Here is a 12,249-nt window from a genome sequence, read left to right as displayed (position 1 = left end):
TTGAGAGAATGCGAACGGTGCTGTTACACTATCGTGATAGTTTCTATAGATTGCCGCCATAGTGAGAAAAAGCCCCTTGCCTCTCATCAGAACCTCATCGATTGCACTGGCTGTCAGCATTGCTGCGGCGTCCAAGGTCGTGGCCGAAGACGATCTGTATGCGTTGAGCCTGCGGGAACTCATGGCGAGTGTGGTGATCACTCCCTCGAAAGCTGAACAGTCCGCGGCGGACAGCCCCGGCATAGTGACCACCTACAACGCCCGGGAGATTGAGCTGTTTGGTGGCCGTGACCTGGGTGAAGTCCTGTCGCGGATTCTGGGTTTCGAGGAATACAACAATCTCAGCATCGGTCGCAATATGGTGACGATTCGGTCCGATTTTCCCATCATTAACAATAACCACGTGCTGTTCTTGCTCAATGGTGTGCCCTTGAACCGCGAAAGTTACACCGGGGGCATTTGGAATCAGACCATGTTGCAGAGCATTCCCCTCGGCAGCATTCGGCAACTCGAGGTGGTGCGAGGACCTGGCTCGGTACTTTATGGTACAAACGCCTTCGCCGGGGTGGTGAATATTTTGACCAAACCCCAATCCGAGATGAGCAACAGCGTTTCGGTTAGGGCGGGTCGCTATGGCACCCGAGGTGTTAACCTGAATTGGTCAGAGGCTCATCAGGGCTGGCAGTGGACGACGTCGCTGCGATGGATGGAAACCGATGGCTGGCCGTTGGAAATGACGGACACCGATGGTGAGTCTTTTTCAGAGGATGTTTTTGCCGAATCCCCGGCGCTGATTGCGAATCTCAAGAAGAACGGTTTTAGTGCGAACCTGTATTGGGGAATCACCGAACAGTTTACCCTGCGCGGAAGAGACGGTGAGGCCATTGCCGGCAATACGGAAAATGAAAAATACGCATTGATGCTGGGGTATGAATGGGATTTCAACGACCGCTGGCGTATGACCACAAATCTGTCTCATGTCGGAGGTCGCACCGACCACAAGGTGGCGTCCTCAGATCCTGCACAGCTGCAAACCATTCTCTATGAAACCGACGATTCCCGCATTGAACTGACCGCTCGCGGGCGCCTCAGTGAAAACAGCGGTCTGTTGTTAGGCGGCACGGTAGACTACTTTACCGGTTCCACGCCGTCACCCAGTCGGATTGTTCCCGACTGGAATGACTACTTGTTGGCAGTCTACGGGCAGTACGAAATCAAGCTGGGTTCAACCCAGCTGACATTGGGGGCGCAATACAATCACGCCGAGACCGGCTACGAGAGTTTGGTACCTCGTTTGGGTCTGGTCCATCATTTTAATACGCAGTCGGGCATTAAACTGTTGTATGGACAGGCGTTTCGCGCGCCATACGTCACTGAACTCAAGATTGATATCGCCATCCCCACGTTGGACCTCAGCGGTAATGAAGACCTGGAACCGGAGATTGTAACGACTTGGGACTTGCAATACTTTTACAATGGTCAAGTCTTCAGTGGCTCCGCCACACTATTTCGCAATGAACAGGAAGACCTGATCTTTCGCGACCCAGTAGGACCCAGAGAGCTGGTATTTGCCAACAAAGGAGAGTTGGTTATCGAAGGCCTGGAACTCGAAGGCAAATACCAAAAGGGTAATTGGTATGTGACGGGCAGCTTCGGTGCGCAACGCAATAGCGATGGTGACAATCTGGACGAGACCACCTTGCAGCCCGACAATATCTTTAAGAGTGGCCTTGGTTACGCGACGGCGGAATGGTCTCTGGGTGTTTTTAACTCCCACTTTGCCGCCCACCACTCCAATGAGAAGGTCAAACCAAGTCGGGTCGCGGTAAATCCCGAACCCGAAAGTCATAATCGTTTATCGGTAAATTGGCGTTATCATCCTGCTTCTTTTGCTGGTTGGAGTCTGGAGGCCTACGTCGATAATCTGCTGGACGAAGAAATTTTTCTGCCGGTGCATTCCACCGACAGTTCCGGCCTGAATACCAAACCGGTGCTGGCGGGGCGATTCTTTATGGTGACTCTGGAAAAGTCCTTCTGAAAGCAGTCCCTGCTGTTGCAGAGTCTTTTTTACACCGCGACGAAGAACTGGAGGGAGAATCGCCTTTAGCGGAATGGGCAGCTTCTCCGAATCCGTAGAGTTTACTCGTTGCGGCGCCTTTGCTCGACGCCCAAAAGTACGGACTACAGCGCCTTGGAGTCGGTATATTCCTGCGTATAGCTTTCGAGCTCGGAAGAATTCCCAGGTACATAGACCGCCCCGTTCACTCTCTCGTCGTTGTGAACTTTGCTCAACAGCTTTTCAGGCGCAAATGGTGTGAATGCAATGCCTTGATTAAAGGTTGATGTGATTTTCTCCGTTTCCAGGAAGAACTCAACCCTGCCAAACTTGGCCGTGCGGTTCTTGGAGAAGGCCTTTGCAAAGTCCTCACCCAATGATTCGGCGACTATTCCACCCAAACTGGTCAGTGTAGAAATTTTGAACAGAACCTGGTTGGTACCATCAGCTTTTGCCAGTTCCAGCGCTTTGATAAAACCATTGATAAATCGCTTTTTCTCCGGGGCGGTGGCATCTGTGTGGAATAACATTTGTTCTCCGTATGTTGATTATGGATAAAGGTATGCGGGTATTTGGATACGTAAAATGGGGGAAGGATATCAGCTATCGTGCAGGATGCAAAAAACAGGTGGCCTGGTTATTTTTTGATCGGTCTTCGGGGCTCATTTTTGGTTATTTTGGGAAGCATTGTTCTTAGGAGTGTGGCTAGGGAAGTACTCATGCGCCGTGCCTCATTTTGGTGCATCCAGATCAATCTGCCCCTTTATTGCCCGCTCCCACAACCCATCAAATTAACAAAACGTAAAAAACCAAAATCCTGTCTCAGTAACTTGACACTCCCTCGAACTGCGTCATTATTGACTTGGTACTACAGTGCCCGTCAACAACAAGAAGCGACCAACGCTTTCGCGACTTTTTTGACCTTGTCCCTGGTGCTCGCCGTTGTGACAATGCTGACTGGTTGGTTTCTGGTCAGTGCCATTTCAAAGCAGCTTTCCTGTCTGACCATAGCGGTCTCGGAATCGGCTAAAAACAAGGACCTTACGGTAAAGGCGAAAGTCTTGGCTCAGGACGAACTGGGAAAGACAGCGAGTCATCTAAATCAAATGTTCGATGTCTTCTCCGGCGCTATTGATGAGATTGGCAAAGCCAGCGTCCAGCTGGCCAGTGCGGCGGAAGAAACCGCAACAACGGTTGAAGTGAGTACTGGTCGTGAAGCGATTATTTCCAGCTTTAATCAGATGTCTCAGAGAGCATTCGAAGCGATTCAGGAAAGCACGGAACTGGCAAACCAGACGGCGTCCCAAACCGGGGGGCTTGAAGGTGCTCTGGAGAACATCCACGCTGAGGTTATGGCGATTTCCGACATGGCCACCACGGCGGAAATCACCCGCAACATAGAAACCATCAACCAAATGACACTTGAAACGGTTTCTGGTGCGGAACAAATCAAAGTGGTTGCCAATGAGCAGGCGCGGATGGCCGCCAATCTACAAACGATATCAACGGCTTTTGTGACTACTTGATAGGGAAGATATATCCGGTGCTACCCTGTGTTAGCAACCTTCTCGTCAGCATTGTATAAGTAGGCATCCAGGCCATGCTGGCGCAGAAGGTAGGTGGCCAGCTCGCTGCGGCAACCGCCGTTCGCGCAGACAAAATATCGCGAGGAAGCGTCCAGTTCGGAGAGGTGCTTTCGCAAAGATCCCACCGGCCGATTGATGCTGCCCTGTTTATGGTCGTGCTTGAATTCGATGGGCAGCCGCACATCAATCCAGAGAGCGGGCCTATCATCTTGCAACTCTCCGAGGTCCCGGTCATTAATCGTTTTTATCAGAGACTGCCGCAGTATCTCATCAAAACCGCTACGGTTCAGACAGCCCAGTATGCCATCTTCCACCATGGTAACTGTGGCATTGCGAGGTGTGTTGGCAACCAGGGATTCATCACCAAAGTAGTCTCCCGGCCAGAGCTCAATAGCTTCCTCCAATGGGCCCGCAGGGCCGCTACTGACTTGGACATAGCCACTTTTGATTAAATAGAACATTTCGCCTGGCTCGTTCTCTTTGATGACGGTTTCGCCGGCGGAAAATTCCTGATCTTCCATCAGCTGGAACAGCTTGTGAAGTACCCTTGGCGAGAGGTTGGTCGCCAACGGTGAATTCAGAAAAACCGAGTTCCAGTCATCCTCGTATTGATCATCGATTTGTATCTCGTCCAGTGTCTCCTCGACATCGATCATCGGCGTAACCGTCGAACTGCTGTCGAGTGAGCTGCTGAGCAGTTCCTCGACATAGCTCTTACTGAGCACCAACAGGCGACAGGCGGTCTTGGCGCGAATGCTGCCACCGTTTTCTTCCAGCAGCTCCTCCAGAGGCCGGCGACACCAGTCTTCAGTCTCTGAATGGAACAGGTGGGTGCGCTCCATCATACTGATGCGGTACTCGATCTCGCCTTCCAGCAGATAATGATAGAGTTGAGAGGGGCCGGCGAGCTTTCTGAGCAGTGTCTCATTGGTGTTAAATTCAGCAACCATGGCTTTTTGGGCCAGCTGCTCCAGATAGACATCAGAAATGTCATTTAATGGCTGGAGCTGGCGAAACACCTCAATGAGGGATTCTGGAGTGCTCATGGGCAAACCTCCTGCATGCTGGGTTAAATCGCAGGCAGGTCCGTTGCCGACAGTTTGGCTATTTAAGTATAGAAACGCGGCAGGGCAGGACTAGAGGGATGCCTTTATTCCAAAGTAATTTTTATAACTTTGAGTAATATATTGAGCAATATGGGATAGTGAGTTCAAAGGTCATCTCCTGTTTAAATTACCGCTGAGAAGGAACTTAGGCCCGGAAGAGCTGCTAATACTAGTGCTCTTAAACTCGATATTCTGTGCGACTTATCACACCGTTGAACTTGCTTCTTTGGGGTCAGATAAGGCCAGCCGGCGTAATAGAAGCCTGTCGTCTCTAAAATGCAGCCTGTTCGACAGGTGGGCACATTTGCTTGCCCGAAGCCTGACTCTCCGCCCAGGCAGACAGGAAGCGACTTCGCGCCTCCCGTCGGTGCTCGATACAGCCAGGCAGCGATGTGCCGGCATATCCGTCACTGCACACTCTCGGCGGTACATAATGGGCCTGGAAGGAATCCTCAAGACCCGAATCGATGCGAGAGGCGGTGACCTTCAGCGTCGTGTCCACAGCAGCAGGCTTTAAAAGCGCCATTTGGCCGGTGACGTATCGATGGGCTATTACGGTCGATACGGCCAGCAATGCGACAAGCGTGCCGATGACCAGTCGGGTGCAGTATTGGCGTGGTTGCAGGGGGGGTTCTGTAGAGGCCCGGTTTGGGCGCTTTTTATCGTGTGTCTGCTCGTCCATGAGTTTCAACTTGTGATCAAGATCTTTAGCGCATGTACTCATTACAGCACAGGTGAAGCAGCTGTTCCACTCAGTCTCTGATCTCAGTGATTTGCTGTTTGCATTATGTCGTACTGCCAGTTCACCGAAAGCATCAATTCGAAGCTGAATCTCTCAGCCTCTCCACGAGTTGCTTGCGCTTGTCGGCGAGCTGCTTCTTCGCCTCACGCAGAGACGCGAAGGCGAACGGGTGTTCTTGCAGAGTCTGAATCCTGGCCGTCAGGAAGTCGATATCCTCCAGTAGCGATTCCAGGATTTCCGAGTTGGATGCATTGTTTTCCTCTTGCGGCGTCATCAGAATTTGTCCCCCAACATTCGCCTAACGTGGGTACAGAGTATAGTGGCGCGTAAAACAACATTCTGTGAGGTGAGTCTCACGGCTTCAACACTAAGCAGAAGAAAACAAAAAACGGCAAGAAATCGAAACTTACGCCATAATTCAGTGAAAAGGGGGCGATACTCGATGCAAAGCCTGGGTCAGTTTTGAGTGCAAATCAACACGCATAAGCTATCTCCTGAGCAGTCGCTACTGCTGGCCGCGTCTTCGCCAGCTGCGAATGACCTGCTCACCAGTCAACTTCTTGCCTACGCTGACACAGTAGATTGGACCGTTCTGGTGCAAAGCGCCCTGGATCATGGAGTGACCGGCCTGCTTTGCCACAATCTTATTGGATCAGCCTCAGATTGCGTTCCTGGGGATATCCTCGAAGCGAGCCGGACGCATCTTGAACAGCAACAAGCAGGCAATGAAGCACTGTTTGTGCAGCTGGTGAGTATACTTGAACATCTGTCAAACGCCGGTATACCTGCGGTTCCTTTTAAAGGCCCAACTCTGGCGTTAAACGCCTATGGCGCACTCAACCTTCGCAGCTTTCGTGATCTCGATTTTCTTATTCTCCAGGCTCAGACCCAACCTTGCCTGGACCAGCTCAAAAAACTCGGCTACACCCATGACTGGGAGCTGACGCCCCGTCAATGGAAGAGTTTTCTCCAGTATGCCGGCGAGGAGATCCTATTTGGGCCTGGATTACCCATCGAGCCCCATTGGCATTTTGCGCCGCGCACGGTGGCCTACGACCTCGACTACAGTGCCATATGGTCACGGGTAAAGCCGGTTACCATCTCCGGTAAAGAGCTGCTCAGCCTGACCCCGGAGGACGAGCTGATGGCCGTCTGCCTTCATGGCAGCAAAGAGCGGTGGACAAAGCTCAAGTGGGTGGCGGATGTAGCCGCGTACGTTCACAGCCATCCGGACCTTGACTGGTCTATACTCCGGCAACGGGCGCAGGCGCAGGGGGTTGCCAGGGCAACCCTTCTCGGACTGGGGCTCGCGCATAGGCTGCTATCTGCGTCGCTACCTCAACATGCACAACGTTGGCTTAACAACGACCGCGAGGCACAGCGCCTGACCGACCAAATAACGACCAGATACTTCGAGGGTGACGAAGCTGAGCGTTCGATATACGATTTCAATCACCTGCACTGGCGGATGCGTGAACGTGCCCGGGACCGCTGGCGCTACCTGCTGCGCACACTGTTGCAGCCGCGCGTTCAGCACTTCAACAGTATCGCTATTCCGGATGCCCTATTCGTTCTGTACATCCCCTACAAGCTGTTACACGACTATCTGGCACTTCCCTTGTGGCAATGGCTGAAAGCACTAAAACATCGTCAATCGGGCACGGAGGAAATTGATGCAACCCGCTGAAGGGACTCGACTGTTTTTCCTGGACAATCAGGGCGTGCTGTTTGATGAACAGGCTCAGAAACTCTTCCATCTCAATACCACCGCGACCTATATCTGGTGTTTGTTGGAAGAGGGCAAGAATGAGGCTGAGATTGAACAGAGCCTGCAAGCTACGTTCAACGTGACTGAATTCACTGCCCAGGAATATTGTCTTCAAACGAGAGAGTTTCTGCAATCGCTCGGTGTGCTCAAGGGGTATGAGGTTAAACGTCAGGAGCCGCACGAGGAGCTTCCTGGCGTGGCAGCTACTTACTCTGATTCAATCTTCGTGGCCGAGCGTCACTATGGTTTGTTGAGCAGCTGCTTTCGCGTGAGGTTTAACAATGAAAAGCAGTTGGCGCTGGTGCACCCGGTGTTGGAACATCTAACCACACAGGCTGCGACGGAACCCACGGCGACACTGGACGTGGTGACGACTGAAGGTGAAGGTTTGTCGCTATTCAAAGATCGCCGACAGGTCAACCAATGCGCTTCCCTTCAGGAGCTGGCACCGGTGGTGAAGAGCCAAGTGTGGCAGACAGCCGTAATCCAACATGGCTTCTTTTTGGACATCCACGCTGGTGTGGTTGGCGACGGAGAGCGCTGCTATCTGCTGCCTGCTGCTCCCGGCAGCGGAAAATCAACGCTAACCACGGCATTGACACGCAATGGTTTCGAATACTTTTCTGACGAAGTTGCATTGCTCCAGCTGCCGGGAATGATGGTGCAGCCGGTTCCCCTGGCAACTTGTGTAAAAGACACGGGCGTGGAAGTGCTCAGCAGTCTTTGCCCACATCTCCCCGGTCTAACAATGCACAATCGAGGTGACGGCAAAAGGGTTCGCTACCTGCGGCCGCCGTCTGGCTCAATCCCCTCTGCAGATACGCTAAGGCCAGTGGGGGCACTGGTGTTTCCGCAGTACACCCCTGGTGGCCCGTCCACGTTGAAGCCCTTGTCGGCCCTGGATACTCTGCAAATGCTGATGGCGGAGTGTTTGATTGTTGACACGATACTGAATGCTGAGAAGGTCGCGGCCTTACTCAGTTGGATTGAGAGGACCCCAAGCTATCGACTGGAGGTGGACAGCTTGAATCAGGCGGTGGAGTTAATGCGCCATTTATCGCGAGAATTGGCACATAAACCCAGTTAGTGATCTGGGTGTCAGCCCTATTGACAAACGGGTGTTTGAATTGGTTCGAAATGGTGCGATCCACTCAGTAACTCATTGATCTCAATGCGTTATCCGATTGTGAGGAACGTTTTTTGCTGGAGCTATCGGCGAGAATAATGCCTTAAGGAAAAACCACAATGACTAACGACAACGAACAGCTTGAAAATGAATCCCGTCGCAAGTTCCTTGAAACTGCAGGCAAAGCAGCTGTGGTGGCGCCAGCCGTCACATTGTTACTGACAGCAGAGCAGGCCAGCGCACAGTTTGATCCTTACGAATCTGAATCTACAATTAACTGAAGTCGTGGCGGACAGGACTGCGGTATCTACATTGCAGAGTAAACACTTCTTCTAGTCGAGATATTTTACTCTTAATGCCTGTTGTTTTTTACTGTCGAAATTTAATGCCTCGCTGAGATAGTTGCTCTCGTTGCCGTAGACTGTATCGACTGCATCAAGTGCAGATTGTATATACTCGCGCCTTACACTCATCAGGGGCAGAAGAGCTTCCATGGCAGAACCTTTTTCGATATCAATGTCATCGTCGAAATCCTTCAGGCGCTGCAGTACCGTGGGCGCCTGCTCTTCAGGTACAAAATATTCCCCTGTCAGCAAGTAATCCCCGATAATTTGCTCGCGAGGGATGTCCAAAGCCATAAGAATCAACGCGGCGGCGATACCTGTGCGATCTTTGCCAGCGTTGCAGTGAAAGAGGAGGCCACCGTTTTCAACATTCAGTGCCTCGTGTAAAAAATCGGAAAAGGCATCTCTATGTTCAAGTGCGAGGGTGCGATTGACGTCGACCATATATTGCGCGGCATGAGTGGCGCAGCCTTTTTCAAACGCAGCCGCCAGACTGCCAGGAGCTACAGTCAATTGCTTTTGCTTGTCTGCGAGGTTGGCAGGCAGGCGATAAGGGTTTTGTTGCACTTCGCTGTCACGACGGAAGTCAATAATAATAGACAGGTTTAGGTCGGCGAGGCGTTGCAGATCACTGTCGCTCAGCTCGGCCAGGGAGCCGGAGCGAAATAACAGGTTATGCTTTACTGTGCCGCCAGAGCGAGATTGATAACCACCCAATTGGCGAAAATTGGGGCAATTGTCCATAGCGATTCTGCGACTCACTCCGTGGTTCCTTTTCTGTTGTTTTAAGTCTGCTGTTGCCAGGTTTCTTGTACCTATCCGCAAGGCAAATAACCGTGTTTATTTCAGCGAGGTTTTGTACTGTTGCTCAACATCTTTTTATATATGACAATGTCATATTAAAGTTGTGCGAGATGAGAGTCAACCAGCGGTTTGCAGGCTTAATCAAGGGGGGTGATATTTATATGGACAGCACCACAAGTCCATGGCACTTACACACCCACTACAGAAAAGGCGATATACAAGCCTGAGGCAAGGTATATCATTCGGTTAAATTTTACGTGGTAGTCAACAATGGAAGATTTAAAAGCAGTACGCAAAAAGTGGATTGAAACCTATTTTGCTGGAGATATCGAGGCTTTAAAAACCATGGAGTTTCCCAACTATATGGTTCTTTCTGAGCTGGGCCTGGAAGACCAGGAAGAGCGACTAAGCTCCATTGCTAACAAAATAGCTACCGGGGTTTGGTTTCCGCCAGGGGCTGAAAAGCAAGAAACTGACGTCTCCTATCTGGGCAATGACTGCGCCTGCCAGGTTATCGGCTCCGGCACTATTGTGGTTGGCGACCAGGTCATACGCCGATTCAACTTCAGTGAATTTTGGCTGAAGGATGGTGATCAATGGAAAGCCCAGTGCTTACACCTATCACATAAACAATAGTGTTTTACCAAAGAGTTGTCGGGCTCCGTCGGTTGCGGCCGGCGGTCGATAGATGCGCCGGTCCGCTGTTGGTTTGAGCTTGCTTTTAAAAATGACAGGATTTCGGTAATTGCGGAATATCTCGTAGACTCGGCAGGGGAGTAGAAACAAGGATTCCTGACGGCTCCGATTCCCTAATGACTCTTCAATCCCTATAATCCCACGGTTTTCTACACATCTACACGAGCAAAGGAGTGCCTGTGGTCACCCTCTCTGAGCAAATTCAACAAATCTATATAGGCCTGCTTGGCCGTGTCGCTAATCAGCAAGGACACGACTACTGGGAAGAGGAGATCTCTACCGGCAAGCTGACCATTGAGCAATTTAGAGCCAATATTGTTAATGAGCAACCAGACTACGCCGAAGGCCTGGGCTCTATGGATCGCGAGCAAGCGATCATCACCTTATACGACAATCTGTTTCAGCGAGCTCCTGAGCCAGCAGGTCTGGAATACTGGTTGAATGGTGGTGGCTCCAGTGTGAACTTTGATCAACTGGTGTTGGCGTTGATCAACGGGGCCTCTGAACGGGACCGAGAAGTGCTGGAGTTGAAGGTAGAGGTATCTCAACTCCCCTCTAATGGTGCCGGTGGGAAAGTGCTGGTTGTCACCGAAGATACCTCCTTGGCAGAGTTGTTGGGTACAGATGCCTCTGATTTGAGCGGAATCCAGCAGATTGTCTTAGACCGGGGAGCGACCCTCTCGATTGAGGATAATTATGCTGAACTGTTTAGCGCGAGGATTCTGAGCGTTAAATACCATGAAGTGGATGCCCAGGCGAGTGTTGAACTGAATGTCTCCTCTGATTTGCTGTTGTCCGAAGCTATCGGTCCGGAATTGGGCATACCTGGATTGAAGCTAAAGGCGGTGATTTCAGGAGGAGCATCGTTGACTATCAGTGCTGAAGAACTGGAGGTTAATTTCGCCCGTCAGGGTATCCGTCTTTCCGAGGAACAATCAGGGTCAATAACTATCACCGATGCGGGGCTGGGGTTCGATCCTTTTGACCATTCCAGATACTTCGGACTTGGTGGCACCCTATCGGAGACGCCAGCATTCGGGGAGGCGGTGACAGTAGAGAGGAATCTTTACGGGCACGAACGCGCCTTCGGGTCTTTGGATGCTCAATCGTTGTCATCGGGTGTCTATACGTTAACTGCGAATCAGATCGATAGGATCGGAGTAGAGAACTTCTCACTTGCAGACAGTGCCGAGGCTACTATTAACGTCTTGGATCTTGGGGGGCAGCGGCTCGACTTGGATGTGTTACAAGCAGCTGGTTTCGACATCGGTGTAGTCACCATAGATGGCCAAGGGGCTGAATTACACGAATCCACAAACCTTGGCGGAGCCGACGAGGTCAGAGTAGAAGCTGAGTTTGGCCCCGAAACTTTCGATCTAACCGCAGCGCAATTTATGGGCATAGAGTCTGGCGTTATTATTGAGGAGGGCACTGAACATCCCGTCAATGTGGTTGTGGATCAGCTGGCTATGCTCCAAAGCGCAGACGTTGATATCAATCTAAGCAACGTCGCTGTCTCTGGCAGCACCGAATTGTTTCTATGGGATCATTACGAGGGTGCTTTATCAGACAGTGAGTTCGGGGGCCACGAGGTCGTATTCGCAGAATCGGCAGACCTAGGCGATTTCTCCGTGATTCTGGTTGACTATGGTGACACCTTGCCTGCTGACGAAGTCGTTTTTTCGACAGCCGTGCAGGCTGAACGCCCCATCCAGGTATATGGAGAGCCTGAGCGCAATACACATGTCATCTGGGACTTCTCCGATCTAGAGGGGACAAAGCAGGAAGGTGATATCGATCTTTCCGGTTACGCAGCTGAATTGGGATATATCGAGTTATGGGGCGCCCTTTATGATGAAGTTGGAGAGGAGGTGTTTTCTGAGCTTCCTGTCGGCTCAGAAATTCGCGTCAAATATCCACCTTCGACTACAGATCAAATTGTTCCTCTGTTGGGTCAGCCAAGCCAGGCAGAGGCCATTCTTGTCTAGAACCCCGTTAGTCCCAAGACGGTTCATGGGAAG

12 protein-coding genes are annotated in these 12,249 nt (G+C 51.4%); 7 read left to right on the top strand and 5 right to left on the bottom strand.

The annotated features are described in order from the left end of the window. The first annotated feature begins 76 nt into the window (after nucleotides 1-76). Entirely contained in the window at nucleotides 77-2,038 is a 1,962-nt protein-coding gene (locus HBA55_RS11235; protein WP_166990586.1) for a TonB-dependent receptor plug domain-containing protein, read from the top strand. Between the two features lie 143 nt (nucleotides 2,039-2,181). Here HBA55_RS11235 and HBA55_RS11230 read toward each other — a convergent pair whose 3' ends face one another. After that, nucleotides 2,182-2,586, bottom strand: coding sequence for a hypothetical protein (locus HBA55_RS11230; protein WP_166990583.1), 405 nt, complete (start codon nucleotides 2,584-2,586; stop codon nucleotides 2,182-2,184). Nucleotides 2,587-2,664: 78 nt separating this feature from the next. On the opposite strand from HBA55_RS11230, the gene HBA55_RS11225 reads away from it, so the two are divergent. Beyond that, nucleotides 2,665-3,582, top strand: coding sequence for a methyl-accepting chemotaxis protein (locus HBA55_RS11225; protein ID WP_166990580.1), 918 nt, complete (start codon nucleotides 2,665-2,667; stop codon nucleotides 3,580-3,582). A 20-nt stretch (nucleotides 3,583-3,602) separates the two neighbouring features. Here HBA55_RS11225 and HBA55_RS11220 read toward each other — a convergent pair whose 3' ends face one another. The 3 genes from HBA55_RS11220 to HBA55_RS11210 form a co-directional block, all read right to left on the bottom strand. Then, the gene (locus tag HBA55_RS11220; RefSeq protein ID WP_166990577.1) at nucleotides 3,603-4,688 is read right to left on the bottom strand and encodes a cyclic nucleotide-binding domain-containing protein; all 1,086 of its coding nucleotides are present in this window, start codon (nucleotides 4,686-4,688) and stop codon (nucleotides 3,603-3,605) included. Nucleotides 4,689-5,019: 331 nt separating this feature from the next. Next, entirely contained in the window at nucleotides 5,020-5,430 is a 411-nt protein-coding gene (locus HBA55_RS11215) for a hypothetical protein (protein ID WP_166990575.1), read from the bottom strand. Nucleotides 5,431-5,563: 133 nt separating this feature from the next. After that, the gene (locus HBA55_RS11210; RefSeq protein WP_166990572.1) at nucleotides 5,564-5,764 is read right to left on the bottom strand and encodes a hypothetical protein; all 201 of its coding nucleotides are present in this window, start codon (nucleotides 5,762-5,764) and stop codon (nucleotides 5,564-5,566) included. Between the two features lie 192 nt (nucleotides 5,765-5,956). Here HBA55_RS11210 and HBA55_RS11205 point away from each other — a divergent pair, with 192 nt between their 5' ends. From HBA55_RS11205 to HBA55_RS11195, 3 genes are all read left to right on the top strand, one after another. Beyond that, nucleotides 5,957-7,177, top strand: a complete 1,221-nt coding sequence (locus HBA55_RS11205; RefSeq protein ID WP_166990569.1) for a nucleotidyltransferase family protein — start codon at nucleotides 5,957-5,959, stop codon at nucleotides 7,175-7,177. Then, nucleotides 7,164-8,345 (top strand): PqqD family peptide modification chaperone, encoded by a 1,182-nt coding sequence (locus HBA55_RS11200; RefSeq protein WP_166990566.1) that lies wholly within the window; start codon nucleotides 7,164-7,166, stop codon nucleotides 8,343-8,345. Before HBA55_RS11205 ends, HBA55_RS11200 begins: the two co-directional genes overlap by 14 nt. Before the next feature lie 158 nt (nucleotides 8,346-8,503). After that, nucleotides 8,504-8,665, top strand: coding sequence for a hypothetical protein (locus HBA55_RS11195; protein WP_166990563.1), 162 nt, complete (start codon nucleotides 8,504-8,506; stop codon nucleotides 8,663-8,665). Between the two features lie 51 nt (nucleotides 8,666-8,716). Here the strand turns inward: HBA55_RS11195 and HBA55_RS11190 are convergent, their stop codons facing one another. After that, nucleotides 8,717-9,490, bottom strand: a complete 774-nt coding sequence (locus tag HBA55_RS11190; RefSeq protein ID WP_166990560.1) for a tyrosine-protein phosphatase — start codon at nucleotides 9,488-9,490, stop codon at nucleotides 8,717-8,719. A gap of 312 nt (nucleotides 9,491-9,802) precedes the next feature. Here HBA55_RS11190 and HBA55_RS11185 point away from each other — a divergent pair, with 312 nt between their 5' ends. Both HBA55_RS11185 and HBA55_RS11180 read left to right on the top strand, forming a co-directional pair. After that, a complete protein-coding gene (locus tag HBA55_RS11185; RefSeq protein ID WP_166990558.1) occupies nucleotides 9,803-10,168 on the top strand; it encodes a nuclear transport factor 2 family protein in 366 nt (121 codons plus the stop codon). A 239-nt stretch (nucleotides 10,169-10,407) separates the two neighbouring features. After that, nucleotides 10,408-12,216, top strand: coding sequence for a hypothetical protein (locus tag HBA55_RS11180; RefSeq protein ID WP_166990555.1), 1,809 nt, complete (start codon nucleotides 10,408-10,410; stop codon nucleotides 12,214-12,216). Nucleotides 12,217-12,249: the final 33 nt, after the last annotated feature.

Source organism: Pseudomaricurvus alkylphenolicus, assembly GCF_011683955.1.
GTDB lineage: Bacteria > Pseudomonadota > Gammaproteobacteria > Pseudomonadales > Cellvibrionaceae > Pseudomaricurvus > Pseudomaricurvus alkylphenolicus.
This window is presented reverse-complemented; position numbering and strand designations above follow the sequence as displayed.

Bases quoted from the DNA above. Each gene is read 5' to 3' on its own strand.
- HBA55_RS11210 (WP_166990572.1), bottom strand. From the start codon at position 5,764: ATGACGCCGCAAGAGGAAAACAATGCATCCAACTCGGAAATCCTGGAA.
- HBA55_RS11220 (WP_166990577.1), bottom strand. From the start codon at position 4,688: ATGAGCACTCCAGAATCCCTCATTGAGGTGTTTCGCCAGCTCCAGCCA.
- HBA55_RS11215 (WP_166990575.1), bottom strand. From the start codon at position 5,430: ATGGACGAGCAGACACACGATAAAAAGCGCCCAAACCGGGCCTCTACA.
- HBA55_RS11195 (WP_166990563.1), top strand. From the start codon at position 8,504: ATGACTAACGACAACGAACAGCTTGAAAATGAATCCCGTCGCAAGTTC.
- HBA55_RS11185 (WP_166990558.1), top strand. From the start codon at position 9,803: ATGGAAGATTTAAAAGCAGTACGCAAAAAGTGGATTGAAACCTATTTT.
- HBA55_RS11230 (WP_166990583.1), bottom strand. From the start codon at position 2,586: ATGTTATTCCACACAGATGCCACCGCCCCGGAGAAAAAGCGATTTATC.
- HBA55_RS11200 (WP_166990566.1), top strand. From the start codon at position 7,164: ATGCAACCCGCTGAAGGGACTCGACTGTTTTTCCTGGACAATCAGGGC.